This is a genomic window from Paenibacillus sp. PastM-3 (genome assembly GCF_029893965.1).
In the GTDB taxonomy this organism is placed as follows: domain Bacteria; phylum Bacillota; class Bacilli; order Paenibacillales; family Paenibacillaceae; genus Paenibacillus_AQ.
On the sequence record NZ_JARXXP010000003.1, the window covers coordinates 156,991 to 183,306 of the forward strand.

Annotated in this window: 25 protein-coding genes; 18 read left to right on the forward strand and 7 right to left on the reverse strand. The window is 51.8% G+C overall.

Annotated elements, in window-relative coordinates; genetic code table 11:
• Positions 1–27: 27 nt before the first annotated feature.
• Positions 28–210, forward strand: a complete 183-nt coding sequence (locus M2108_RS07325; RefSeq protein WP_277506140.1) for a hypothetical protein — start codon at positions 28–30, stop codon at positions 208–210.
• A gap of 42 nt (positions 211–252) precedes the next feature.
• Positions 253–2,544, forward strand: a complete 2,292-nt coding sequence (metE, locus tag M2108_RS07330; RefSeq protein ID WP_277468618.1) for a 5-methyltetrahydropteroyltriglutamate--homocysteine S-methyltransferase — start codon at positions 253–255, stop codon at positions 2,542–2,544.
• Between the two features lie 83 nt (positions 2,545–2,627).
• Here metE and M2108_RS07335 read toward each other — a convergent pair whose 3' ends face one another.
• Together M2108_RS07335 and M2108_RS07340 are read right to left on the reverse strand one after the other, a co-directional pair.
• The gene (locus M2108_RS07335) at positions 2,628–3,008 is read right to left on the reverse strand and encodes a VOC family protein (RefSeq protein ID WP_277468617.1); all 381 of its coding nucleotides are present in this window, start codon (positions 3,006–3,008) and stop codon (positions 2,628–2,630) included.
• Positions 3,009–3,115: 107 nt separating this feature from the next.
• Positions 3,116–3,268: a DUF1540 domain-containing protein gene (locus M2108_RS07340; RefSeq protein ID WP_090712784.1), complete on the reverse strand. Its 153-nt coding sequence runs from the start codon at positions 3,266–3,268 to the stop codon at positions 3,116–3,118.
• Positions 3,269–3,692: 424 nt separating this feature from the next.
• Between M2108_RS07340 and M2108_RS07345 the strand changes: the two genes are divergently transcribed.
• Together M2108_RS07345 and M2108_RS07350 are read left to right on the forward strand one after the other, a co-directional pair.
• Positions 3,693–4,838, forward strand: coding sequence for a DUF4349 domain-containing protein (locus M2108_RS07345; protein ID WP_277468616.1), 1,146 nt, complete (start codon positions 3,693–3,695; stop codon positions 4,836–4,838).
• Positions 4,839–4,863: 25 nt separating this feature from the next.
• Positions 4,864–5,262, forward strand: a complete 399-nt coding sequence (locus M2108_RS07350; RefSeq protein WP_277468763.1) for a GNAT family N-acetyltransferase — start codon at positions 4,864–4,866, stop codon at positions 5,260–5,262.
• Between the two features lie 110 nt (positions 5,263–5,372).
• On the opposite strand, the gene msrB is transcribed toward M2108_RS07350, so the two are convergent.
• Positions 5,373–6,359, reverse strand: coding sequence for a peptide-methionine (R)-S-oxide reductase MsrB (gene msrB, locus M2108_RS07355; protein ID WP_277468615.1), 987 nt, complete (start codon positions 6,357–6,359; stop codon positions 5,373–5,375).
• A gap of 104 nt (positions 6,360–6,463) precedes the next feature.
• Entirely contained in the window at positions 6,464–7,084 is a 621-nt protein-coding gene (locus M2108_RS07360; RefSeq protein WP_277468614.1) for a TVP38/TMEM64 family protein, read from the reverse strand.
• A gap of 132 nt (positions 7,085–7,216) precedes the next feature.
• Between M2108_RS07360 and M2108_RS07365 the strand changes: the two genes are divergently transcribed.
• The 4 genes from M2108_RS07365 (at position 7,217) to M2108_RS07380 (ending at position 9,914) form a co-directional block, all read left to right on the forward strand.
• Positions 7,217–8,155, forward strand: coding sequence for a Gfo/Idh/MocA family protein (locus M2108_RS07365; protein WP_277468613.1), 939 nt, complete (start codon positions 7,217–7,219; stop codon positions 8,153–8,155).
• A 39-nt stretch (positions 8,156–8,194) separates the two neighbouring features.
• Positions 8,195–8,497 carry a hypothetical protein gene (locus M2108_RS07370; protein WP_481856880.1) on the forward strand — a complete coding sequence of 101 codons (303 nt, stop codon included), beginning with the start codon at positions 8,195–8,197 and terminating at the stop codon, positions 8,495–8,497.
• A 125-nt stretch (positions 8,498–8,622) separates the two neighbouring features.
• On the forward strand, positions 8,623–8,940 hold the full coding sequence (locus tag M2108_RS07375) for a winged helix-turn-helix transcriptional regulator (RefSeq protein WP_039875309.1): 318 nt from the start codon (positions 8,623–8,625) through the stop codon (positions 8,938–8,940).
• 251 nt (positions 8,941–9,191) lie between these two features.
• Positions 9,192–9,914, forward strand: coding sequence for a hypothetical protein (locus M2108_RS07380; RefSeq protein WP_277468611.1), 723 nt, complete (start codon positions 9,192–9,194; stop codon positions 9,912–9,914).
• A 46-nt stretch (positions 9,915–9,960) separates the two neighbouring features.
• Here M2108_RS07380 and M2108_RS07385 read toward each other — a convergent pair whose 3' ends face one another.
• Together M2108_RS07385 and M2108_RS07390 are read right to left on the reverse strand one after the other, a co-directional pair.
• Positions 9,961–10,401 carry a hypothetical protein gene (locus M2108_RS07385; protein WP_277468610.1) on the reverse strand — a complete coding sequence of 147 codons (441 nt, stop codon included), beginning with the start codon at positions 10,399–10,401 and terminating at the stop codon, positions 9,961–9,963.
• The gene (locus tag M2108_RS07390) at positions 10,388–10,603 is read right to left on the reverse strand and encodes a helix-turn-helix transcriptional regulator (RefSeq protein ID WP_277468609.1); all 216 of its coding nucleotides are present in this window, start codon (positions 10,601–10,603) and stop codon (positions 10,388–10,390) included. The genes M2108_RS07385 and M2108_RS07390 overlap by 14 nt, the downstream gene beginning before the upstream one ends.
• A 188-nt stretch (positions 10,604–10,791) precedes the next feature.
• Here M2108_RS07390 and ric point away from each other — a divergent pair, with 188 nt between their 5' ends.
• From ric to M2108_RS07415, 5 genes are all read left to right on the forward strand, one after another.
• Positions 10,792–11,517: an iron-sulfur cluster repair di-iron protein gene (gene ric, locus M2108_RS07395; protein WP_277468608.1), complete on the forward strand. Its 726-nt coding sequence runs from the start codon at positions 10,792–10,794 to the stop codon at positions 11,515–11,517.
• Between the two features lie 427 nt (positions 11,518–11,944).
• Entirely contained in the window at positions 11,945–12,634 is a 690-nt protein-coding gene (locus tag M2108_RS07400) for a hypothetical protein (protein WP_277468607.1), read from the forward strand.
• 261 nt (positions 12,635–12,895) lie between these two features.
• Entirely contained in the window at positions 12,896–15,325 is a 2,430-nt protein-coding gene (gene nirB, locus M2108_RS07405; RefSeq protein ID WP_277468606.1) for a nitrite reductase large subunit NirB, read from the forward strand.
• A 28-nt stretch (positions 15,326–15,353) separates the two neighbouring features.
• Positions 15,354–15,695 (forward strand): nitrite reductase small subunit NirD, encoded by a 342-nt coding sequence (gene nirD / locus M2108_RS07410; protein ID WP_277468605.1) that lies wholly within the window; start codon positions 15,354–15,356, stop codon positions 15,693–15,695.
• Positions 15,696–15,725: 30 nt separating this feature from the next.
• Complete coding sequence (locus M2108_RS07415; RefSeq protein WP_277468604.1) at positions 15,726–16,517, forward strand: formate/nitrite transporter family protein; 792 nt, start codon at positions 15,726–15,728, stop codon at positions 16,515–16,517.
• A 194-nt stretch (positions 16,518–16,711) separates the two neighbouring features.
• Here the strand turns inward: M2108_RS07415 and M2108_RS07420 are convergent, their stop codons facing one another.
• Positions 16,712–17,431, reverse strand: coding sequence for a Crp/Fnr family transcriptional regulator (locus M2108_RS07420; RefSeq protein WP_260509899.1), 720 nt, complete (start codon positions 17,429–17,431; stop codon positions 16,712–16,714).
• Positions 17,432–17,844: 413 nt separating this feature from the next.
• Here M2108_RS07420 and M2108_RS07425 point away from each other — a divergent pair, with 413 nt between their 5' ends.
• From M2108_RS07425 to M2108_RS07445, 5 genes are all read left to right on the forward strand, one after another.
• Positions 17,845–20,151, forward strand: coding sequence for a glycoside hydrolase family 65 protein (locus tag M2108_RS07425; RefSeq protein WP_277468603.1), 2,307 nt, complete (start codon positions 17,845–17,847; stop codon positions 20,149–20,151).
• Positions 20,148–22,466 carry a glycosyl hydrolase family 65 domain-containing protein gene (locus tag M2108_RS07430; protein ID WP_277468602.1) on the forward strand — a complete coding sequence of 773 codons (2,319 nt, stop codon included), beginning with the start codon at positions 20,148–20,150 and terminating at the stop codon, positions 22,464–22,466. Before M2108_RS07425 ends, M2108_RS07430 begins: the two co-directional genes overlap by 4 nt.
• Before the next feature lie 48 nt (positions 22,467–22,514).
• A complete protein-coding gene (pgmB, locus tag M2108_RS07435) occupies positions 22,515–23,159 on the forward strand; it encodes a beta-phosphoglucomutase (protein ID WP_277468601.1) in 645 nt (214 codons plus the stop codon).
• A gap of 74 nt (positions 23,160–23,233) precedes the next feature.
• A complete protein-coding gene (locus M2108_RS07440) occupies positions 23,234–24,031 on the forward strand; it encodes an alpha/beta hydrolase (RefSeq protein WP_277468600.1) in 798 nt (265 codons plus the stop codon).
• Positions 24,032–24,177: 146 nt separating this feature from the next.
• Entirely contained in the window at positions 24,178–25,767 is a 1,590-nt protein-coding gene (locus M2108_RS07445; RefSeq protein WP_277468599.1) for a peptide ABC transporter substrate-binding protein, read from the forward strand.
• Positions 25,768–26,316 lie beyond the last annotated feature (549 nt).

Genomic DNA, 26,316 nt, shown 5'->3' on the forward strand with positions numbered 1-26,316 from the left:
AGAAAAGTGGATGATGCAAAAGGGAGGATGGAGCTTTTCTTTCAGGCTTTTGCGGTGTCAGCTATAGAGAATGTGTATAGCCGGGAAACGGCAAAGCTATTGCGGACTATCCCTGCGGTTAGTATGATTGCAGCAGATCAGGTGCACGGGAGCGGCGAAGACCAGGAGAGATGGGCAACGCTTGCGTTATTAAACTCCAGCATCGTATAACAACGTGATAAATACAATTATGTGAACTAGGAGTGAGTCATTATGTCCAGCATTATAACAACCAGCAGCCTCGGTTACCCGAGAATCGGCAGAAACCGGGAATGGAAGAAGCTTCTCGAAGATTTCTGGAGCGGCAAAATCAGTGAGGAGCACCTGAAGGCCGGCATGTCCGGTCTGCAGCTTCAGCATCTGAAAACACAGCAGCATGCCGGGATTAATCTGATTCCGGTTGGCGACTTCACCTTCTATGATCATGTGCTGGACACAGCTGCTATGTTCGGTATAGTTCCGCCGCGGTACGGGTATGAAGGCGGGGAGATTTCCCTGGAGCTGTATTTCGCGATGGCCCGCGGCAGTGCCGGAGCTACCGCCTGCGAGATGACCAAATGGTTTAATACGAATTACCACTATATCGTACCGGAGATTGGTGACCAGCCACCGGTGCTAACAGCCAATAAACCGCTTGCTGCTTACCGGTTCGCCAGGGAACAGGCGGGAATTGAAGGCAAGCCGGTTGTTCTCGGCCTTTACACCTTCCTGAAGCTGTCCAAAGGCTTCCCGGCTGCGGATATTGCAGCGGTAGCTGAACGCTTTCTGCCGGTCTACATTCAGCTGCTGCAGGAGCTGCAGCAGGAGGGCGTAGCCTGGGTGCAGATTGACGAGCCTGCGGTTGTCACCGGGCTGGGTACAGAAGATATCAGGCTTCTGGAGCGCATCTATGAGACCATTGCCTCCGAGGTGCCAGGACTCAAGCTGCTGCTGCAGACTTACTTTGAGGCTGCGGAGCCGTTGGAGGCGCTGCTGAACCTTCCGGTAGCCGGGCTTGGCCTGGATTTTGTCCATGACGGCGGAGCGAATCTGGAATCCATCCGCCGGCTGGGCTGGCCCGGGGACAAATGGCTCGGCGCCGGCATCATTGACGGGCGCAACATCTGGCGCAGCGATGCCGCTGCCAAGCTGGAGCTGATCCGGGAGCTGCGGGCCTTCGTGCCGGACGGGCGGCTCATTCTGCAGCCGTCCTGCAGCCTGCTGCACGTGCCGGTATCGGTGCAGGGCGAGGACCGGCTGAAGAGCACGGTCAGGAACGCCATCGCCTTCGCGGACGAGAAGCTGGCGGAGCTGAGCCTGATTGCTGCAGCCGCAGCGGACGGGCAGGACAGCTATGCTGCAGAGCTGGCTGAGAACCGCGAGGCCTTGTCCCTGTTCCGCGCACTGCCGGAGCGCGGCCGCGGAGATGTGGCGGAGCAGGTGCGCAGGCTGCAGCAGCTTCCGGACAGCCGCAGCCTGCCGTTTGCCGAGCGGCAGAAGGTCCAGCGCGACAAATGGCAGCTGCCGCTGCTGCCGACAACAACGATCGGCAGCTTTCCGCAGACAGCCGAGGTCCGGCAGGCCCGCCTCAAATGGCGCAAGGGCGTGTGGAGCCAGGAACGCTATGACGCATTCGTACGCAAGCAGATCGAGAATGTCATTGCATTCCAGGAGGAGCTTGGCCTGGATGTGCTGGTACATGGGGAGTTTGAACGGACGGATATGGTGGAATTTTTCGGCGAAAAGCTGGCCGGCTATCTGTTCACCAAAGGCGGCTGGGTGCAGTCCTACGGCTCCCGCTGTGTGAAGCCGCCGGTTATCTATGCTGATGTCGCATTTGTAGAGCCGATGACCGTCAAGGAAAGTGTCTATGCCCAGTCGCTCACGAAGCTGCCGGTTAAAGGAATGCTGACCGGACCGGTGACGATCCTGAACTGGTCATTCGTCCGGGATGATCTGAGCCGTGAAGCGGTGGCGAATCAGATTGCATTGGCGCTGCGCCAGGAGGTAGAGGCGCTGGAAGCTGCCGGAATCGAGATGATTCAGGTGGATGAGCCGGCCATCCGTGAAGGGCTGCCGCTGAAGGCGGAGGATCATGAGCATTATTTGAACTGGGCAGTGCGGGCATTCAGGATTGCTACAAATCCGGTCAAGGACACAACGCAAATCCATACCCATATGTGCTACAGTGAATTTAACGATATGATTGATTCTATCTCGGCAATGGATGCGGATGTCATCTCCATTGAAACCTCACGCAGCCATGGCGAGCTGATTGTCAGCTTTGAGGAGCAGAAATATGATAAGGGTATCGGGCTTGGCGTATATGATATCCACAGTCCGCGGGTACCAGATACCCGGGAGATGACCGCCAGTATCGAACGTGCCCTGCGTGTTCTTGATGCCGGACAGTTCTGGATTAACCCGGACTGTGGACTGAAAACCAGAGGCTGGGAAGAAACCGCTGCGGCGCTGCGCAATATGATAGAGGCGGCAGAGCAGGTGAGGAAGGCAATCGGAGTTTAAAAGGACGGCAGCCGCGGAAGCTTAAGCGTCCACGCGCATAATAAACGCCACCACAATAGCTGTGGTGGCGTAGTTGTCATTATCTAATTTGCTTCTGTAACGGCAAAATAGTTATTCTCATCATCGGCAAAGTTGAACACCCGGCCCCCGGGCATATCCACCAGATCGCCGACAGTGATGTCCTTGTTCTGAAAATCCTGATACCGCCCGTCCAGATCGTCAGTGTGAAGCATAATGGAAGGTGTGCCAAGATGAAGCTCAGGCTGCATTTGGGCGATGTGCTGCTTGTTGTGAAGGACGAAGGAGGTCTGAGCGCCTTCAGCTGGTGATATTTCAATCCAGCGCAGGCCTTGTCCGTTGTTCGCTTCCGAAACTTTGATAAACCCGAGCTTTTCTGTCCAAAAGCGCAATGCCTGATCCTGATCATTTACATACAGCATAACCTGGCCAATTTGCTTGATCATCGTTGACCCTCCGCACATGAAAAAAATACTTGATAATAATTATCATTCTTGATAAAATGAGATACAGAGAAGAAGGAACCGTGGAGGGTCCCTTCTGATAGTATTCCTTATTTGCTTTCGAATGTTTTGCAGTCTGTTTCTTCAGAATGCTTGGGCTCCTTGGAGCTGTGATAAGCAACGAAGATCGATTCAGCGTTACATTTGTTCTCTTCAGCCCAGTAGGTGCAAGAGTTTACGGCACACATAACGTCTTTTGCCATGAGGGTCACCTCCCCTTATAGTAGATTATCAATATTGTTAGTGCGAATAGCGCCCTGTTCAGCAAGGTGGAGCTTGTCCGAACAGTCCTTACCCTTATTCTGATGAATACAGGGTATTTGGCGTATCTTGTCTTTTCAGAGTCGATAGGCATAATAATTGTAGCAAAAAAAGTGGATTTGCGCAAACGGATCATCCGGCAGTCGGGTGGTCCGTTTTTTTTGAATATTAATTTATATGTCTGTATTGTTAATTATGGAATCAAAGTTCAGAAAAGGATGCGCTTTTACTATTTTCCCTGCAACCTTCCAGCATTTGGAACGTCAAATGAGTAGGCGGATCATCTGAAAAACAGACAGAAGATGAACGGCTGGTTGCATTGCACAAAAGAAGCGGGAAATCCACTACACTTTTGGAGGAATGAGTATGCGCAAATGGGGTCTGCATTACTTGACAGGTTTATTGGTTTTGGCGGTGATACTGGCGGGCTGCGGTTCAGGTGACAACAATTCGGCAAGTGACAATGCAGGGGCGAATATGGGAACAGCCAGTGAAGCTTCAACGGAAGCGGCACCTGTAGCAGAAGAAACGATGAAGTACGACAGCACAGCAGATATGGACCTGAATCAGACTGCCATGGGCGGTGGGGAAGCTGACCCAGGCGGCAATAATCCGGCCGGCAAGGGCGGGAATTCAGGACAGCAGGCATCCGGCAGCTCAGCGGGGACATCCGGGTTCAGCGGCATTGACGTAGCAGCCGGACTGAACAAGAAGCTGATTTATAAAGCGAATCTTACCATGGAAGTAGAGGATTACGGTAAGGCCCAGTCCGAAGTGCGCAACCTGGTTACGCTGGCAGGCGGATATATCATCGGCTTCACCGAGAATATGTCCGACTACGAAAAGGGCGGAAACTTTGTGATGAAGGTGCCGGCTGCGGGCTTCTCCCCGTTTCTTGACAAGCTTGAGGAGATTAAGAACAAGGGGATTCAGCGGAGCATCGAGGGCCAGGATGTGTCGGAGGAATATGTGGATCTCGAATCACGCCTTAAGGCGAAGCAGCTGATGGAGACCCAGTACATCAATTTTATGTCAAAAGCGACCAAATCCTCGGATCTTGTAGCCTTTGCCAATGAGCTTGGAGCGATCCAGGAGTCCATTGAGCAGATCAAAGGCAGAATGCGTTATATCGACCAGAATGTATCCTTTTCAACAGTAGAGCTGCGCCTCTATCAGAGCGGCTCGGACATCGTGGATATTCAGAAAAAAGAGCAGGAGCCGCTGCTGACACGGGCCTCTGATGCGCTGTCGAAGAGTCTGCATGCCTTGTCGGTTATGTTCCAGGGGCTGTTTGTCTTCCTGGCGGCAGCATTGCCTGTACTGGTCGTATTGGCGGTCATTGCTGCTGTTGTGCTCTTTATCCGGAAGAAGCTCGGCCGGGGGCAGGAGACTAAGCTGGATCGTATACGTGCCGGCAGAACACCGCAGCGCGAATTGCCGGGTCACAGCACCGGAAGCTTGACTGAGGAAGCCGATCCGCTCAAAGAAGAGGATGAACATTCGAATAAATAGGACGGAGGAAGCGACATTGGATTTGATGTTTCTTGATAGCCTTCCTGATAAACAGGAGTATTATGAGCTTTATCAATCGACCGGCTGGGACCCGGAAGGACGCTTGACTTCAACACTGCTTCAGGATTCCTTAATAAACAGCTGGTACACATTAAGTGTTATCAGGGACGGAAGGCTTGCCGCAACCGGCAGAATTGTTTCCGACGGTATAATCCAGTGTGTGATTTGCGATGTAATCGTAAGGCCGGATTATCAAGGCCTCGGGATCGGTACAATGGTAATGGAACACTTAATCGGCCATTGCAAGGCAAAGGGAATCCGCTGGATTCAGCTGTCTGCTGCAAGCGGAAAAGCAGCTTTTTATGAACGGTTTGGTTTTGTGCCGAGAGCTGCCGATGCACCGGGGATGAGCCTGTTTCTGTAAAGGTCCCGAATGCGTATGCCAAAATAAAGCCTCCAACCCGTCAAAAGACGGGCTGGAGGCTTATTGTGTCTGTGCTCTGCAGGTATCAGGAACTGAACGGATGCAGCTGCTTATGCATACTGGAAAAGCACCCGGTACTCGCCGTAGCCTTCCTTTTCCAGATCCTCCTTGGGCACGAAGCGCAGGGCGGCTGAATTGATGCAGTAGCGCAGGCCATTCTCACCGGGGCCGTCGGTGAAGACGTGGCCGAGATGCGAATCGGCAACCTTGCTGCGGACCTCGGTGCGGATCATCAGATGGCTGAGGTCTGTTTTTTCCTTAACCGCATAATCGCGGACCGGACGGGTGAAGCTGGGCCAGCCGCAGTCGGAATCGAATTTGTCCCTGGAGCTGAACAGCGGCTCCCCGGAGACGATGTCCACATACAATCCGTCGCCGTGATGATCCCAGAACTCATTGCGGAACGGCGATTCGGTCGCATTATTCTGGGTAACCTCATACTGCAGCGGAGTCAGACGCTCCTTGAGGCTCTGTTTGTCCTCTTTATGCTTCCAGTGCTCTTCAATGAAGGCTTCCCGGCCGGAGCCCTTGCGGTAACGCTTGTAATGGCCCGGGTTTTTACGGTGATAATCCTGGTGATACTCCTCTGCCGGATAAAACGGCTTGGCCGGAAGAATCGGCGTTACAATGGGTCCAGAGAAACGTCCGCTGGCTGCCAGCGCGGCTTTGGAGGCTTCAGCTTCCAGGCGCTGCTCTTCGGAATGATAGAAGATGGCTGTGCCGTAAGAGGTCCCGCGGTCATGGAACTGGCCGCCGGCATCTGTAGGATCAATCTGCTGCCAGAACAGCTCAAGCAGCTTGCTGTATGGGAAAATGTCAGGGTTAAATGTAATTTGTACTGCTTCTACATGCCCGGTCGTTTCCGAGCAGACCTCCTGATAGGTCGGATTAACGGTATGGCCGCCTGTATACCCGGAGATAATTCCGGCTATACCCGGCAAGTCTTCAAACGGGGATACCATACACCAGAAGCAGCCGCCTGCAAAGGTGGCCTTTTCTGTCTTCGAGCCTATTTGTTCAGGTTGAAATTCACTCATTAATATCCCTCCATATTATGGAATGCAATTAAATAGATCAAAATTTAATTTAAATATATTATAAAACAAATAGCCGCAATCTGCCAACGCTCCAGCGGGCAGAATCATTGTTCTTTGATTTTGTCCTTGGATTGCATGCGCAGAGACCATCCGGCGGCGGCCACTACTGCTCCATAAAGGGCCAATGCAGCGATTATGCTGCCGGGATGGCCCGATAACCTGCCGCCGAGAAAGGCATATAAAGCAATGCCCGGAAGCTTGCCGATTCCTGATGCTGCCAGATAGCTCCAGAAGGGCAGCCCTGCGGCTCCGGCATATATATTCACTGCAGTCTGCGGAACTATCGGTAGCAGTCTGGCCAACACAATGGAAGCAAACGGGCGGCGCTGAATAGCAGAGGTGAATTTATGGAGCGCGTGCACTGAAGCCAGATAAGTGAAGGCGCGCTGCTGAAACAGATATTTTACGAGACCGTACATGGCCGCTGCGGCAATCGTTGTTGCGCTCCAGCAGATGACTGCCGCCCAAAAGCCTCCGTACACATAACCGAACAAGCCGATGACCAGTTTGTAGGGAAGGACAGGAAACAGGGCCAGAAGCACAGCGGCAATAAAAGACAGAACAGGACTATGATCCTCACGAAGCCAGTCCAGCAGATCATACCTGTAGATAAACGCGAGAATAATAACCGAAACATACAGGAGAACCGTCAATCCTTTTCGCATTTCTACTATGCCCCTTCACAAGCTGTTCCTCTCATCATACTGAAAAAAAACCAATTAATGAAGCAAAGGTCATTGTCGCAGCGGCATGTCACGGTATAATACATCTATACGACATGTAAAGGAAGATGTACTATGAATACTCCCGTACGTAAAAGAGTCGCGATGATCGGGATCGGCGATATCGCCCGCAAAGTATATCTGCCGCTGCTGAGCCGCCACGATCAGGCAGAGGTGGTCGGCGTGCTCAGCCATTCGCCGGTTACTGTGCAGGGGGCGGTCCGATCCTACCGGTTACCCAAGGGTACAACCGATCTGGATGAGCTGCTCTCCTGGGACCTGGATGCAGTCTTTGTGCACAGTCCCACTACAACCCATTATGAGTATGTTACCAAATGTCTGGAGCACGGATTACCGGTGTATGTGGATAAGCCGTTATCTTATGACCTGGAGGAATCGCAGCGGATGGCCAAGCTGGCTGAGGAGCGGGGAGTGCTGCTGGCTGTCGGCTTCAACCGCCGGTTTGCACCGATGTATACGGCAGCCAAGGCATGGCTTGAGAAGGCAGGCGGAATCAGCCAGTGTCATGCGGCCAAGCACCGCACCAGCCTGCAGAACGGCAGCAGCCATGAGACAGTCCATGATGATCTGATCCATATGCTCGATCTGCTGCTGTGGCTGTGCGGCAATGACTATGAGCTGCTGAGAAGCAGCCTGAACTCCGACAGTGAGGGACGGCTGCTGCAGTCTTCCGGAATGCTTGGCTGGAACCGGGGAGTTACCGGAATATACAGCATGATAAGGGATGCCGGAGCTGATATTGAGAGGCTGGAGCTGCACGGAAGCGGGAGATCAGTAGAGGTGACGGATATGGAGCGGGCGGTGTTATATGAAAAGGGCTCTCTGCCCCGCAGCCAAAGCTTCGGCAGCTGGGATACCGTTCTGGAGCGCAGAGGATTCAGCGGAGCGGTCAAGCATTTTTTAAGTACAATTGATACACCGGAGCAGTGCAGCATTTCTGCTTCCGCCGTATTGCCGGGTCACAGGCTGGCGGCAGAGCTGACTGCCAGATAAACAGAGAGGAGCAATAACGTGGACGATTACCGCAAAGCAATGGAGGAACAGATTATCGAGAGCTACAGGCGGGATGAGGAGATGATGATTCTCGTGTTTGCCCAGTGGTGCGTGAACAACAAGCTGGACCCGCATGCCCTGTATTTGCAGGCCTATCCGCAGCAGGAAGGAAACGCCGCACTGGGCCGTGCGCTTGCGCTGACCGTGCCAGAAGAAGAAGCCGGAGATATTTCGGATGATACGGTTCTCGGGGTGCTGTCACTCTACGGCAATGATGATCTGGCTTACGTGGTAACTGAGGCCATCGCCCGGCGCAAGCCGCAGGCAGGCACAGGGGATTGACACTGCGGATATAATAAGGTAGGGCTAATGAACTTTTTTTGGGAAAACGATGTTCATTATGCTATAAATATGTTAAAATTATATATACTAACTAATAGTTAGCTTCACAACGAGAGGTGAGAACAATGGAAGAACATCAGCTGACGATGTGCCCAAGATTCGAAACGGCCTTCTCTTTCTTAGGCAAACGCTGGAATGGACTTATTATCCAGACATTGATGAGCGGACCGAAGCGCTTCAAGGATATCTCCGGACTGATTCCGTCAATGAGCGATAAAATGCTGTCGGAACGGATGAAGGATCTGGAATGCGAAGGCATTCTGGTAAGACATGTGTATCCTGAAACTCCGGTACGCATCGAGTATGAATTAACGCCAAAGGGCCGCGCGCTTGAGCCGGTCATGCAGCAGATTCAGTCCTGGGCCGAGAGCTGGGTTGAGTAGTCCCGCTACCGCAGTCCTGATGATAGCCCCTTTTTCCGCTGATGGAGAGAGGGGCTTTTTCAGCAGCAGAGAGAACATAGATAAATTTCAAAAAAATAAAACTTGCACAACTGGCGCGGAAATGTAATATAATAGGAAAAACTGGCGTGGCCAGCCTGTCTAGCCGCTGATTATGATGTCGCAGAGAAACTGAGTGAAAGCGTAACCAAAGTGTGAAGTCCGTTCTGCACAACATTTAGGAGGCGAGGAAGATGAAAACCACCTTGTTTTCCCGGGAAATAACCTATGGAAAAGAGGATGTTGCCGAACTGGAGACTGCTTCGATCAAAGTCCAGCTTATTTATGACAAGGCGCTGTTCATGCTGCACGGCTATCTTCCTGGCTCCTTGTGGGACTCGTGGATCGGCGTACCCTATGAAATTATTTCCTCTTTATATAAAGGGGATAATGACAGCGGAAGTGTGTTTCAGAAATGGATTCAGAGTCCGTCAGGCTGGAAATGCATCGGCTGTGAGCGGCACTGCCTGGAGCCTGCGGATGCTGCAAAGCGGGCCGCTTCAGGAAGCCAGCGGCTGTTCACCTTTCATAACGGGATAAGACAGAGCATGGTTTTGCAGGCTATAATTTGGTCGCTGTATGAGAATACGCTGCTGTTCCAGCACTATCTGGGCAGCGAGGCATTTCTGGACGGGGATGATCTGGATACTATAGGGCATTATTTTGTGCCGACTTATGTCAGCCCGTTCCGGCTGATCGGGGATGGTAAGCCTTATAAAGAATACAAGGAAGATCATATACAGGTGTACCAGGAATGGATATCCGCCCCTGATCTGGTTCTGCAGTGGAACGGCGGGCTGACTGAAGGAAGATGGATGACCGGAGTGTATGTGGATCACTCCAGGTTTGCCGGGCTGGGCCCCTATCTGAAGGACGCTCAGGGGAAGCGAACTTATATGCAGGCTACGATACAGTAGTTATTATAGTAAAAAGCACCCCTATCCGGAGGTGCTTTTTATGCTGCTAGGCTTCATCCTGTTCTGCCCGTCTTCTGATCCAGCGGACACCGCCCAGAATAACGGCTGTGACTGCAGCGAATATGATCAGCAGAGGAGCGGCAGTGTTGCGGACCGATGATTCAACGGGCGAATTGGACAGGGCCAGTGTTATAACACATACCGCTACGAGAATTGCGATCAAAGCGCCAACCAGGCTCCGGCTTGCGGATGTCAGGCTTCCGCTGCCAGGTCCGACGTAAGAGCCGTTCCAGATAATACGTACCAGGTAGGAGCCGACACCGACAAGGAAGATGAAATAGTTGCTGAGCGGATAAGCGAGCCAGTGGATGCCATAATTATTTAGCCCCATATCAGCGAGGAGCAGGAAAGCCAGCAGGTAAAAGGTCTGCCTGCCCGCCTGGTTCCGCTTTTGCAATTGCCATTCATCGAGATTAGCTTTTTTCATGATTTCCAGCCTCCCAAAAAAGTTGATCCAACGTCTTACCTAATGTCAGACAAATATCAATACATAACCGTATTGTGGGATTGTAGTCACCATTCTCGATAGCAATAATAGTTTGTCTGGTAACGCCCACAGCTTCTGCCAGCTGCTTCTGCGATAAATCCCTTTCTGCTCTGGCGGCTTTAAGCCGCAGGTTTTTTCCCATATCTTCACCTCGTTTATAAAGTAATATATATTATACATAAAGTCAAATATATTTAACTTTATTGAATGAATCTGTTCACTAAAATTTTATACATCCAGTGCGTTTAATCACTAGGCCGTGCCCCTGCGGGCGTTATTGTGTAGAGGTAAGAAAGAACTTAGACCAATAACGATGAGGGAGGGCCTACTATGACGGCCAATCAAATAAACCAGACAACAGAGCAACTTAACTTCAGCGGAGAAGATTTCGTAAGAGATATCGTACTGAAATTTCCGAAAGCGGCAGATTACTTCAAAGGACAGCGAATCGATTTCTGCTGCGGCGGTGCAAAGCCGCTGGCTGAAGCAGCCGAAGAGAAGGGTCTGAAGGCGGAACAGCTGCTCGGCGATCTGCTCAAGCTGGTGGAGGAGCATCCTGTACTTGAAGAAGATACGAAATGGAATCAGGCGTCTTCCCGTGAGCTGGTAGAGCATATTGTGAACAAACATCACCGCTACCTGCGTGAAGAGCTCCCGCAGATTAGCCAGAATGTTACCAAGGTGTTCCGTGTGCACGGTGAGGATTCTCCACACCTGGCCGAAGTACACCGTCTATTCAACCTGCTGCGTGAAGATCTGCTGAAGCATACCGCACAGGAAGAGGAGGTTGAATTCCCTAAAATGCTGGCTTACAGCGAGAATCCAAGCGAAGCCGGATTGGCTGAGCTGCATGAGCTGCTGCATAATCTGGAGCAGGAGCATGAAGGAGCCGGCGAAATTCTGCGTGAGCTGCGTGCGGTCACCAATGACTTCACTCCGCCGCCGCATGCCTGCACAACCTATCGTCTGACCTATGCCCGGCTTGAAGAGCTTGAAGGCATGACCTTCGAGCATGTACATCTGGAAAACAACAACCTGTTCCTGCGTTATCAATAAGCGGAGCGGTGTGTGAAGCTATAGGCCCCCTCGGGGGCTTTTTCTGTGCAATCAAATAGACATGTATCGGACAAATCAGGCTGAGTACAATGAGCTTAAGGGGAAAAATCCCATTAAACTGGCCTGTACGGCGCTGAATGGGAGGCGATAAGGGGAAAAATCCCATTAAATTGGCCTGAACGGCGCTGAATGAGAGGTAATAAGGGGAAAAATCCCATTAATGCGCTCTGTTCACAGCCTATAGGGATTATTTACCAATTATTCATCAGGCTCCAGCAGTAAATGTTCCGCAAAATGACTGCGGTATGATTGAGAAGCCTGTCTATTTGCGTTATCCTTACGTAGGACTAATACATAACGACTACATGCCTGAGAAAATGCTGGAAGCTGTGTTCAGGCTACAAAAGGCGGTGCCGGAGAAGTGCAAGTGAAGTTGCTGTGGCGTTTGTGTCTGGGGCTTATACTAATCATGATTGCCGGAGGCTGTGATGCCCTGAACGGGAATCTGGAAGTAAATAATGCTGCTGCCAGTGCTGTTCAGCCTGTGTTTTCTGTAAAAGTGGGGGATACGGACCTGACCGGCAGCGCCGGCCGGCAGATCAGTGATGCCTATAAGCCGGAGATCACCGTGAAGGAGCTGCTTGAAGCCAGCGGCCTTGTCACCTTTGCCGGAGACGGCAAATCGCTTTTGACTGTAAACCATATATCGCTCGGTCCGGATATGGCCTGGGAGATTCAATTAAGCGGCAAGCCGGTGGCTGATCAGGGCACGGTGGTCAAGAGGGAAGATACTATTCTTATAACGGCCGCAGCTGCACAGGAAGCTCCGTTTCAGCCGGTCATTCTGACTGTCAACGGCGGGATCAGCCAGCCCGAGCTGACCCAATCCTATGTTATGCCATATACAGAGAATATGACGGTGAGGGGGTTGCTGAAGAGCAGCGGGCTGGTTCATCTGGCCGAGAATAACAGGACGCTGCTCGCTGTCAAGGAATACAAGCCGCTTTCGAATGAAGAATGGAAGCTGAAGCTGAATGGTAAAACGCTGCTCGACAGCGGCATTGATATGAAGCTGCGAATCCAGGATGAGCTGGAGATTTCCCTGGTTCTGCGGTAATTGGCCCTCATAGGCAGGAAAGATTTGTACAGCCCGTTTTTCTCTAAGCAGCCGGCAGCAGCTGTAGGGAGAATGGGCTGTTTTTTTTTGCAAACTTCAGGCAATTAACAAACCAATTGTAAGCTAACATGACATGTAATATTGTGAAAACATTCACATTTATTGTGATTGTAATCACAAATGCCGTTCAAATTTAAAATGTATAATTCAGGTACGAGATAAAATTCTAAGAATTTTAAGAGTTTTGGGGAGGTTCTAACAGTGAGAGTGGAGAGAGAAAAGTTAGTATTAATAGGCAACGGTATGGCAGGCGTAGGCACGATTGAACAGATTTTGAAGCTGGGCGGCGCTTATGATATTACGATTTTCGGCAGCGAGCCTCATCCCAATTACAACCGGATTATGCTTTCTTATGTACTGGAAGGCAGCAAAAGCATCGAAGATATTATTCTGAATGACCGCCAGTGGTACGCAGACAACAACATTACGCTGCATACAGGAACTACGGTCGTAAAGATTGATGAGGAATCCCGCCAGGTCATCGCAGAGAACGGACTGGCTGTTCCTTACGACAAAGTTATTATTGCAACAGGCTCCAACTCATTCATTCTGCCTGTTCCGGGCAGCACCAAAGAAGGTGTTGTCGGCTTCCGCGACATTGCTGACTGTGATGCGATGCTGGCAGCTGCCAAGCAGTACCGTACAGCGGCAGTAATCGGCGGCGGTCTGCTCGGACTTGAAGCAGCCAAAGGCCTGGTTAACCTCGGGATGGATGTCACAGTAGTGCATCTGCTGGAGGATCTGATGGAACGTCAGCTGGACCATACGGCCTCGTCCATGCTGCAAGCAGAGCTTACCCGTCAAGGCGTAAAATTCGCCATGGGCAAGCAGACGGTGGAGCTGACCGGGGATGAACGTGTCAACGGACTGAGATTCAGCGACGGTTCGGAGCTGCAGGCGGATTTTGTGGTCATGGCTGTAGGTATCAAACCAAATACCCAGCTGGCCAAAGACAGCGGCATTACCGTGAACCGCGGGATTGTTGTCAATGATTATCTGCAGACTTCCATGGAGAATGTCTACTCTGTCGGTGAATGTACAGAACACCGCGGAATCTGCTACGGCCTGGTAGCCCCGCTGTTCGAGCAGGGTATGGTGCTTGCGAAGCATCTGTGCGGAGCCGCTACCCACCCTTATGAAGGGTCAGTTGTATCGACCAAGCTGAAAATTTCCGGCGTGGATGTCTTTTCGGCAGGCGAGTTTACGGATACACCGGAGCATACTGTTATCTCCGCTAAAGATGAATGGAAGAGAACCTATAAGAAGATCCTGCTCAAAAATAATGTAATTGTCGGTGCTGTACTGTTCGGTGATGTTACTGAATCTGCAAACCTGCAGAAGCTTGTGAAACAAGGCACAGAGATGACCGATGAGATATACAGTGAAGTAATGGGAACCGGCTGCTGCGGCGGCGGTGGCAGTGCTAAGAAGGGCATGTCCGTAGAAGCAATGGCAGATGAAGAAATCGTCTGCGGCTGTAACGGGGTTACCAAAAAAGCGATTGTCGATGCGGTAACAGAGAACGGTTTTACCACTGTAGATGAAATCAAAGCCTGCACCGGAGCTACACGTTCCTGCGGCGGCTGTAAGCCGGTTGTTGAACAAATTCTTCAGTTTGTGCTGGGTGACAGCTTCAAAGAAAGTGCCAAAACCGGTATCTGCGGCTGTACATCGCTCAGCCGTGATGAAATTGTTGCCGAGATTACAGCAAAGGGACTCAAGACCACCAAGGAAGTTATGAACGTGCTGGAGTGGAAACAGCCTGAAGGCTGCTCCAAGTGCCGTCCGGCCGTCAACTATTACCTGGGCATGATCTATCCGGATACGCATGAGGATGAGAAGGAATCGCGCTTTGTCAATGAACGGATGAGCGCCAATATTCAGAAGGACGGTACCTTTACAGTTGTTCCGCGTATGTACGGCGGTGTGACTACACCTGAAGATCTGAAACGGATTGCCGATGTATCCCTGAAATATGATGTGAAGGTAGTCAAGGTAACCGGCGGACAGCGTCTGGACCTGATCGGCGTCAAAAAAGAAGATGTGCCAAAAGTGTGGGAAGAGCTGGATATGCCTTCAGGATATGCCTACGCCAAATCGCTGCGCACCGTCAAAACCTGTGTCGGCAACCAATTCTGCCGTTTTGGTACACAGGACTCCATGGGTGTAGGGGCTATGCTTGAACGTAAATACGAACGCCTTGATTTCCCTGCCAAATTCAAAATGGCGGTTAACGGCTGCCCGCGCAACTGTGCTGAATCATGCACCAAGGATATCGGTATCGTCGGCAATGACGGCGGCTGGGAAGTATTCATCGGCGGTAACGGCGGTATCAAGCCGCGGATCGCAGATTCCTTCTGCAAGGTGAAGACCGATGAAGAGCTGGTTGAAGTGTGCTCTGCTGTAATGCAGTTCTACCGTGAAACCGGAAATTATCTGGAAAGAACCTCGGAATGGGTAGAACGTATGGGTCTTGAGAAGATCCAGAGTGTAATCCTGAACAATGAGGAGAACCGCAAGGAGCTGGCGGCACGGATTGATTTTGCCCTGGCCCAGGTATCCGATCCATGGAAAAAAATGCTGAAGGAAGAAGACACACGCAGCGCCCTGTTCGAAAAAGTCCAGCACTAAATTAATAAGCCCAGGAGGAGAGAGAACGATGGAAAACACAAACCATGAGTATACGATAGGGACGGTTCAGCATTTCCTGCCGCAGATCGGCCGTGTAATCGGCTGTGGTCCGGTGGAGCTGGCGGTGTTCAAAACCTCGGATGGCCAGATTTTTGCCGTGGAGAACAAGAATCCTCATCCGAAAGGCGGTCCGCTCGCGGAAGGAATCGTGTCAGGACATTATCTGTATGATCCGCTGTATGACTGGAAGATTGATCTGCGCAGCGGAGAGGTTCAGGCTCCGGACAACGGAAGAGTCGCCATATTCCCGGTTACTGTAGACGGGGATAGTGTTAAAGTTACCCTGCAGGGTACATTGATTCAAAGCTAAATTTAAGATTAGAAATGGTGGGGTGGAGAGATGTTTACGCAAAGCGTCGAGAACATCGTAGAGGCAGCAGTCAGCAAACGGGATAAAATGAATGAAAATTTGCCGCGGTACTTTTTGGCGGCACTGCTCGCAGGGGCATATGTCGGAATCGGAATTATTCTAATCTTCTCGCTGGGAGCACCGCTGGCGGCGATTAAATCGCCGTTCCAGCCGCTCGTAATGGGCGCCTCCTTCGGAATCGCCCTGACCCTGGTCATCTTTGCCGGCTCGGAGCTGTTCACCGGGAACAATATGTTTTTTACCGTCAGTACCCTCGCCGGAAGAACGTCAGTGTGGGATACACTCAAAAACTGGGTGATCGTTTTTATCGGCAACGTCGGCGGCGCTGTTATCCTGGCCCTTCTGATCCAGGGCACCGGATTATTCAAGGCAGCTCCCGCGGAGCATCTGATCTTCGCCGCCGCAGCCAAAAAAATGACGCTGCCGTTCTCGGAGCTGTTCTTCCGCGGCATTCTATGTAACTGGCTTGTCTGTCTGGCCATCTGGATGTCCTCGCGCGCCAAAAGCGAAGCTGCCAAGCTGGTGCTCATCTGGTGGTGCCTGTTCGCCTTCATCGCCAGCGGCTACGAGCACAGCGTCGCGAACATGACCCTGCTCAGCGTAGCTGTTCTGCTGCCGAACCACCCTGAAACCGTTACGGTAGCCGGCTGGCTGCACAACATGATTCCGGTTACGCTCGGCAACATCATCGGCGGCGGCTTGTTCGTCGGCGCAGCGTACTGGCTGATCTCTCCTGTCCGCAATAAGTTCAGCAAACGTTAAGGAAGTACTGATAAACTGTCCTGAAGGCATAAGCCTTTGGGGCAGTTTTTTTGTCTGCTGAGGCTGGATCAAACGCTGTTGACGGCAGAAAAAAAGACGCCGTGCAGGCGTCTTTGACCACTCTATTTTTATTAAATAATATTTGGGCCAGAACTGTTTCAATGAGGAGAATAGAGGGTATTATTACTAGGGAATTAGATCCGGCAAATCTCGTTCGGACACATTTCGCAGTGGCAGATCTCCTGCAGCATACCAAGATCCTTGATGACGATCATGCCATTCTCATATTCAACTGCATCTTTTTTACGCAGATCGCTCAGCATCCGGTTGACACTCTCACGGGTAGCACCGATCATGTTGGATAGATCCGTATGCGTAATTTTTTTGTTGATCAGAATGTTGTCGCCATTCTTCTCGCCGTAGGTGTTGCCGAGACGGATCAGGGTGGAGCAAAGTGCGCCCGGTTTGCCGTACATCATCAAATCACGGAATTTCGTCTGCGTGAGACGGTGATGAATGCCCATCCACTTCATGAAGTCAATTGCGAAATCGCAGTGCTGGCAGATTAGAATCTCCAGATCCTTTTGCTCGATTACGCCAACTTCGCTTTCTTCAATAACCTCGGCAGTGAAGCTGTGCTTCGTGCTGAAAAACGGGTCAGCCTGGCCAACCATGTCACCTGCCTGGTACATATAAAGAATGAGTTCCTTGCCTTCGTCTGTAGATTTGGTCAGCTTCACGCGTCCACGTTTGATATAAAACAATTTATCCGAGTAGTCGCCTTCCCAGAACAGATGTGATCCTTCAGGGACCATACGTTCCTTCATTGTAACGAGAAGTCTGTTGAAATTCTGTTCGGAGAAACAGTTTGTATTTCCGTGGGCTTCGATAACATTGTAATGTTCCTTTATCATAATCGACATCCCCTTTATTCCCTCAGTTTTTCAGTAAATTTTAAATTAATTATACATGGTAATTCCTCTTTATGGTTAAAAATTTTTGCGAAAAAGTGTCGAATTTTTAACATTGTGATAATTTTCACTTCAAATATGTGAGAATTGATACGTTTTTCACCGTGACAGGGGAAAATCCATATATATTCGTCTATTATAACAGCCGTTTCCCAATTTGCACAATTGTTGGGAGGCGGTTATTTTGTGTTTTCTGGCTGAAAGGAGACATTTCTTATAGATTATATTGTGAAATGCGGATTTTATTCAACTCCGTAAAAATGCACATAACTCCGTTAAAGCCTGACATTGGCCCTGTGATAGATGGAGGATACGCTTATTGCGTGCATCAAAAAACGGAGAAGGAGAAATCAGACATGGCTAAAGTAGCGGATAAATATTTAAAGGTGGATCCGTGGGCGGTAATCGAAGAAGGTTTTGATCCTGAGCGGAACAGAGTATCGGAGTCGATTTTTTCGCTGGGCAATGAATACATGGGGGTGCGCGGCTATCCGGAGGAGGGGTATTCGGGGGATATGCTGCTGGGCAGCTATTTTAACGGATTATTTGAAGAGTACGCCACCGGGAGCCATTATAAAGGGATTATCCGCTCGCTGCGTTATATGGTGAATGCAGTGGACTGGCTGTATACCCGGATTACTGTTGACAGCGAACAGCTTGATCTGGCTCACAGTAAGGTGAGGGATTTCCGCCGCAGGCTGGATTTCCGCACCGGTACTTACTGCCGTGAATTTGTGTGGGTGCTGGAGAGCGGAAAAGAGCTGAAGATCACGTTCACCCGGCTGGTCAGCATGACGATGTCACATCTCGGGCTGCAGCGGGTGGCTTTTGAGCCGCTTAATTTCACGGGTGAGGTGCAGGTGCGTACAGGGCTTGATTGTGGGGCAGTCCATGAGGAGCGGGGCCAAAGTATGTGGAAAAGCCTGCGAAGCGGTTCGGCAGATGGTGTTACGGCGGTCATGGCGGAGACGCTTACTACGGGCAACAAGCTGTTCTCGGGGTATGTTCTTCAGTCGCCGGCTGAATTGAACCTGTCAGTGTCAGAGAGGGAGCGATTTATCGGCCAGTCCTTCACACTGCCATTAATTGAAGGGCAAAATATTTATTATACGAAGCTCGCCGTAAACTGTACGGACACCGGGGGCATGCATACTCCAGAGCAGCTGTGGGAGGAAGGAATGAAACTTGCCGTGGAGGCGGCAAGGCTTGAAGCATCAGAGGTGTTCGCTGCACAGGCCGCTTATTGGAACGGGATCTGGGAGACCAGCGACATCTGTATTGAAGGAGATGAGGAGAACCAGCAGGGCATCCGCTTCTGTATCTTCCAGCTGTACCAGACATACCACGGCGACCATCCGGGCTATAACATCGGGGCGAAGGGACTGACAGGCGAAGCATACCGGGGGTTGGCTTTCTGGGATACGGAGTCATACTGCCTGCCTTTTTATATATTTAACAATCCGAAGGCAGCCCGCAGCCTGCTGGAATTCCGCTATAAGACTCTGCCGGAGGCCATGCAGCGGGCCAGGGATGTGGATTGTGAGGGAGCCTGCTATCCGATAGCAACCATCGACGGAACGGAAAGCTGTGACCTGTGGCAGCACTCCAATCTGCAGCTGCATGTCGGGACGGCTGTCTCCTACGGCATCTGGCATTATGTAAAAAATACGGGTGATAAGGAGTTTCTCTACAGTAAAGGCGCCGAGATGCTGATTCAGATCAGCCGGTTTTATGCCACCCGCGGACAGTGGGGAGCACGCAGCGGGAAGTACGGATATTTTGGCGTAATGGGTCCAGATGAATTTCAGCTGATGGTAAACAATAACTGCTATATCAATCTGATGGCCAAAAAGCTGTTCGAGTACACAGGAGACACACTGGCTGAAATGCGGGAGTCTGTGCCGGAGCGGTTTGCTCAGCTGGCTGCCCTGACTGGGCTCCGGGATGGTGAACTGGCAGACTGGGCAAGTAAAGCGGAGCATATGAAGATTCCGGCTGATCCGGCAAGCGGGGTCTATGAGGAGCATGACGGTTTCTTTGATATGCCGCATATGGATATCCACTCCATTCCGGTGACGGAGTTTCCGCTGTATTCGAACTGGTCCTATGACCGGCTGTACCGCTATGACATGATCAAGCAGCCTGATGTGCTGATGTTCATGTTCCTGTATAACAGTGAATTTACCAGAGAAGCCAAGCTGGCCAATTATGACTATTATGAGCCGCGCTGTATCCATGAATCCTCGCTGTCACCGTCCATTCACTCGATTCTCGCCAGTGAGCTCGGCAAGCATGATGAGGCATACCGGTTCTTCGAATTCGCCACCCGGCTGGATCTGGATAATTATAACCGCAATACCCGTGAGGGACTGCACACCACCTCGATTGCTGCGGCTTGGATGAATATCGTCTACGGGTTCGGCGGCATGCGTTCAGACGGGGAGCGGCTCAGCTTCAGTCCAACGCTGCCTGAGCGCTGGACGTCCTACAGCTTCCATGTACAGTATGAAGGAGTACTGGTCCGTTTGGAGGTTGGGCAGAAGGGGGTACAGATACAGGCTGTTTCCGGCGGCAGCACAGAAATGATGGTGTACGGACAGCAGGTGAGCGTTGGCCGGGATATTGTAACGCTTCCGCTCGCTGAAGGGCTGGTGGCCGGATGAGCTGGATGGTAGAGGACCGGGAATTCAGCCGGGAGAATATCGTTACGAACGGCAATAAATATATGACCGGAAACGGCTATATGGGCTGCCGCGGAACGCTGGAGGAATTCGGGAAGGAGCAGCTTGCTGCAATTACGCTTGCCGGAGTATACGATCAGGCCGGAGGAAAATGGCGGGAGCCGGTAAATGCGCCGAACCCGCTGTTCACCAGACTCCGCTGCAACGGTGAACGGCTGGGAGTACTTGACGCAGAGCCGCTGTCGCACAGGCAGGAGCTGGATATATCTGCGGCGGTACACAAGCGTGAGACGGTATACAGCATCGACGGAGGCGAGCTGTCTTATACCGCTGAGCGCTTCGTCAGCATGGATCAGCTGCATGTGCTGGCAGCCAGGTTTAGCCTGGTTGCCTCGTCAGATTGCCGGATTGAGCTGGAGACGGGGATTGACAGTGAGGTGTGGGATATTAACGGCCCGCACTTATACGGACTGCAGGAGCAGCGTAAAGAGGGAGTACTTCTGTCAACAGCAGTGACAGGTGAGCTTGGTCTGCCCGTGGCGGTCGCGGAAATGACTGTGTGCGGTTTTGAGACACAGGAAGCGGCGGGTGTTGGGGTGGGGCGGATCATCGCTTTTGACGCCAAGGCCGGAGAGGTTTACGAATGGTATAAGTATGCGGCAGTCTATACGGAGCTGGACTGCAGCGATCCGGCCGTATCGGCCGTGCAGAATGTCCGTACAGCGGAAGCAGCCGGATATGGACAACTGCTTGCGGCCCACTGTAAAGCCTGGGCGGAACGCTGGAAGCGGAGCGACTGCCTCATTGAAGGGGATGACGCCGCGCAGTTTGCGCTCAGATACAGCATCTATCAGCTGCTGATCATTGCTCCGACAGAATCGGAGAAGGTATCCATTCCGGCCAGAGGCCTGTCCGGTCAGGTGTACAAAGGCGCTGTGTTCTGGGACACGGAGATGTTCATGCTGCCCTTTTTCCTGCACACCGACCCTGGCACAACGCGCAATCTGCTGATGTACCGGGTGCATACTCTGGACGGTGCGCGGCGTAAGGCGGCTGAATATGGTTACCTGGGCGCCTTTTATGCCTGGGAGAGCCAGGATACAGGCGACGATGCCTGTACGCTTTTTAATGTGAATGATGTATTCACAGGCCGGCCGATGCGCACCTATTTCCGGGATAAGCAGGTGCATATCAGCGCGGATGTTGTCTACGGCATCTGGCAGTACGTTACGTTCACTGGGGATAACAGCCTGCTGGCGGACGGCGGGGCCGAGGTGATCTGGGAATGCGCCCGTTTCTTCTATTCCTATGCCTACTATAATGCGGTTAAGCAGCGCTATGAAATTCTGGATGTTACCGGTCCTGATGAGTACCATGAGCGGGTGAACAACAATGCTTTCACCAATGCCCTGGTGCGCCGGACACTGGAGGTGGCTCTGGAGAGTGCGGAGCTGCTGCAGATCGTGTATCCGGAGCAGTATCACCAGCTAGCCGTACAATTCGCGGAGGGACCTTTTCTGAAGGAATTCCGGGAGATGCTGGACGCCTTCTATGTTCCGCAGCCTGATCCGGACACCCTGCTCATTGAGCAGTTTGACCGCTACTTTAGGCTGGAGGATATTCCGCTGGCAGAGCTGAAAGCCCGGGTGCTCCACCCTAATGAATACTTGGGCGGCGGCAACGGGCTTGCGACTACGACTACCATCCTGAAGCAGGCTGATGTGGTGCTGATGTTGAATTTGTTCAAAAGCTCCTTCTCCAAAGCAGTCAAGCAGGCCAACTGGGAATACTATGAACCGCGGACCGAGCACGGTTCCAGCCTGAGCCCGTGTATCTATGCGCTGGTAGCGGCAGATATCGGTTCACCCGACTGGGGTTACCCTTACTTTATGCGTACCGCTACTGTGGATTTGACCGGAGAATCCAAGCAGTATGTCGGGAATTTGTATATCGGCGGAACGCATCCGGCTGCGAACGGAGGAGCCTGGATGGCGGCGGTGCTCGGTTTTGCCGGCGTGCAGTTTGACGGGAAGACGCTGCAGGTGAAGCCGGCGCTGCCCGAGCATTGGACAGCAGTGGAGCTGCCACTGAGCCTGCAGGGCGACAGCTTCCGGCTGAGAGTCAGCCGGGAGGAGATAACCGTTAGCGCTGCGGCGGATAACAGGGACGCTCTTATGGTGTGCGCGTCTGGCAGTGCAGACCATTTATGCCGGCCCGGAGCGGAGCTGATGCTGCGGACGGCGGGAGCCGGCGCTGCGGGTGCCAATGGCAATGACAATACTATTGCTGCTGAATAACAGCTGGCGGGTATCAGGCTAAAGTAACAACAGGGAGGTCAGGAATGTATGCCGGATTATAGCATGCTGAAGCAAATGAAAGGTGCAATATTTGATCTGGATGGAGTCATTGTGGATACAGCCAAATATCATTATCTGGCCTGGAGGTCACTCGCGTCAGAGCTCGGTTTTGATTTTACGGAAGCGGATAATGAACGCCTTAAAGGTGTGAGCCGGATGAGATCGCTGGATATTCTGCTGGAGATAGGCGGTCTGGAATTCACTGAGGCCGATAAGCTTGCCATGGCGGACAAGAAGAACCGTCTATATGTAGAGTATATCTCGCAGCTCGATGAATCGGAGCTGCTGCCAGGTGTCAGCTCTTACCTGAACAGGCTGCGTGACAGCGGTATCGGCATCGCCTTGGGCTCAGCCAGCAGAAACGCGCTGTTCATCCTGGATAAACTGAACATTGCCGACCTCTTCGATGCTGTCGTGGACGGCAATAAGGTGTCCAGGGCCAAGCCGGACCCGGAGGTGTTTATAACGGCCTCTCAGGAATTGGGCCTGCAGCCCGGTGATTGCGTTGTGTTCGAGGATGCCGAAGCAGGCGTCGCTGCCGGCAAAGCCGCAGGGATGCGGGTAATCGGCATCGGCAGGCCGGAGGTGCTGGGCGAGGCGGATATTGTCATTTCCGGATTGCATGAATTATAGGGGCTTGATAGACTAATAGTCGGGGAACAGCAACCCCGAAATTCTATTATAGAAGGAAAGCCTGAGGGATGCAGATGGAAACGTTGTTATTATGGCCGGAGGGGGCTCCGGGAGCGCTGGGAACAAGCGATGAGGACTGCCCGGCAATTACGCCGTATCTGGTGGAAGGAAGCAATAACGCTGCGGTGCTGATCTGTCCCGGCGGCGCTTACTGGCTGCGTGCTGATCATGAAGGAGGCCCGGTAGCGGAGTGGCTGAATACACTGGGTATCTCCGCATTTGTACTGCGCTACCGCGTGGCTCCATATCAATATCCGAGTGCCCTGCAGGATGCCCAGCGGGCGCTGCGTACGATCCGCTTCCGTTCCGGGGAGTACGGGGTTGATCCGGAAAGAGTCGGCATCCTGGGATTCTCCGCCGGCGGCCATCTGGCTTCTACGGCATCGGGGCTGTTTGACAGGGGGAACAAGGAAGCAGAGGAGCCGCTGGAACGCCAGTCCTGCCGTCCCGACTTCACCATCCTCTGCTATCCGGTTATTTCCATGACGGATGGTGTGACACATGAAGGGTCCAGGACCAACCTGCTTGGTGATAACCCGTCAGAAGAGCTGATCCGCCGTCTTAGCGGAGAACTGCAAGTCACGCCTGATACACCACCTGCGTTCCTCTGGCATACTGCAGATGATGGCGCCGTACCGGTGGAGAACAGCCTGCTGCTTGCCTCGGCGCTGCGCCGTCAGCAGATACCCTTTGATCTGCATGTGTACGCTCACGGGGCTCATGGCCTGGGATTGGCTGAAGAAGAGCCCCATACCCGGGGCTGGACAGACGCCTGCGCTTCCTGGCTGGGGATGAACGGGTACACGAAGTAAGCCGATCCTGAATATCCTGTATCCAAGCCGTTCATGAGCTCTTGCAGCTTATGAACGGCTGTTTGCTGTTCTTCTATCTGAATGTATTGTTACATGATAAGATGGTAGTATTGGTTTGATTTTACAGGGGAAAAGGAGAATCATAGATGAAGAAGCTGCTTCATGTGCTTTTGGCATTGGGATTGCTTTTTAGCTTAGGTATTACGCAGGAGGGGAAGGTCTCGGCAGAAGGAAACAAGCAGGTGTTAAGAATTGGCGTAGACGTTATCCCGGGTCTGCTTGATCCCGCCCTGACCGTTAACGATACAGAGTCATCGGTCATTAAAGGCTTGTTCGAGGGTCTGGTGCGCTTGAATGAGAATGGACAGGCCGTGCCGGGCATAGCGAAGTCCTGGGAAATATCCGGCGGCGGCAAAACGTATACCTTTGCTCTGCGAACCAGCGCCAAATGGAGCAACGGACAGCCTTTAAAGGCAGCGGATTTTGAATATGCCTGGAAGCGGGCATTGTCTCCGCAGTCCTACAACAGCATGGCCTTCAAAATGTATATGATCGCCGGAGCTGAAGATTATCACAACGGTAAGCAGAAGGATGCCTCCAAAGTAGGGATCAAGGCGCTGAATGACCATACCCTGCAGGTGACGCTTGCAGCTCCGAACTACACGTTCCTTCAGATGCTCGCCGAGAATATCTATCTGCCGCTTAACGCAGCAGCGGTTAAAGCCAATACCGGCTGGGCAACCAGCGCGAAGGCTATGGTGACCAACGGCCCGTTCAGACTGGCAGCCTGGGATGCTAACAAAATTGTTCTGGTCAAAAATTCCGGATATTACGGAGCTAAGCAGATTCAGTTCTCCGAGGTTCAATTTCTCAGGCCGGCGGCAGGTCAGCCATCGAACACCGAGTCTTATCTCAATGGCAGGCTCGACTGGATCGGCAGCGGTGAAAATACAAGGATTGATTATTATGACCGCATAACCGCTGAAAAATATACTTTTCCATACGCCAGCTTATATTACTATCAGTTTAATGTTAACGAAGCTCCGTTCAATAATGTCAAGATACGTAAAGCTCTGGCAATGGCTGTTGTCCGCGAAGGCTTGCCTTACGGTACTCCTGCTTATGGAGATATTGCTCCAACCATTCACGGGGCTAAACAGACCTTCCGTTCAGAAATTAAGGATTCCAGATATTTCAGAGAAGATGTTAAAGCGGCCCAAAAGCTGCTGCAGGAGGGTCTGAAGGAAGAGGGTTTAACGAGTTTGCCGGAATTCAATATCATTGTGAATGCAGAGCAAAGTCATGATCTGATTGCCTCTATCATCGTTTCCGGCTGGAAAGAAAACCTGGGCATCAAGGCGAATATTGAAGTTCAAGCCTGGAATGAGCTGCTCGATAACCGCCACAGCCAGAACTATACGGTGGCCAGAGCAGGCTGGAGAGCGGATTACAATGACCCTGCTGCGTTTCTGGAGTACTTTACATCCTGGAGCGCGGACAATGATTCCGGCTGGAGCAATAAACAGTATGACAGTTATATCCTGCAGGCACGGCAAAAGCAGGACCTTGCAGAGCGGATGCGCCTGTATGCCAAGGCTGAGAAAATGCTGATCGATGAAATGGTTATCCTCCCGCTCTACTATTATGTGGCGGATGTCCTAAAAAAGCCGAATGTTCATAATGTTTATGTGGATTTTGACGGCTCGATTGCGTTTACCAGAGGTTACTTAAAATAATCAGCCATACCATACTCACTTTTGCCCGGAACACTCTGAACAATGGGCAACAACATCATTCAGGCCAGCCGGAAGTTCCGGATGGCCTGTTTGTATGTAAACTAAGTGGATTATCGCCATCTAAATAGATCGTTTTTCAGCATTTGAGCTGATTAGGTGGAAATTCTCCACTTATTTCCCTGTAAAACCTCCACATTGGCCGATATTGCTATAATTAATTAGCGTTTTTCCAACTAATATGCTTTTCACGTTGTTTGCTGAAGAAATAAGTTCCCTTTTTCCACTTAATTTGAAAATTGTACTGTTAGCCTCTCCCTGCCCACACCCCGTAAGCAATCTATTGCGCTTGGCGTTCTTTCCAAAAAAGGGGATGGAGCAGCGGAGTGGAGGTTTGGAGCTGCAGGAGCGTCAGCGTCCGCCTTGGTCTCCGGATTTTAACCGCAAGCGGTATAAATCATAAAATATGGAGACAACAGCGGCCGGAAGCCCAAATGTTCTGCGTAATGACACCCACAGCCTCGGAGGTGTCTGCCAGCCGCAAAAATTGCA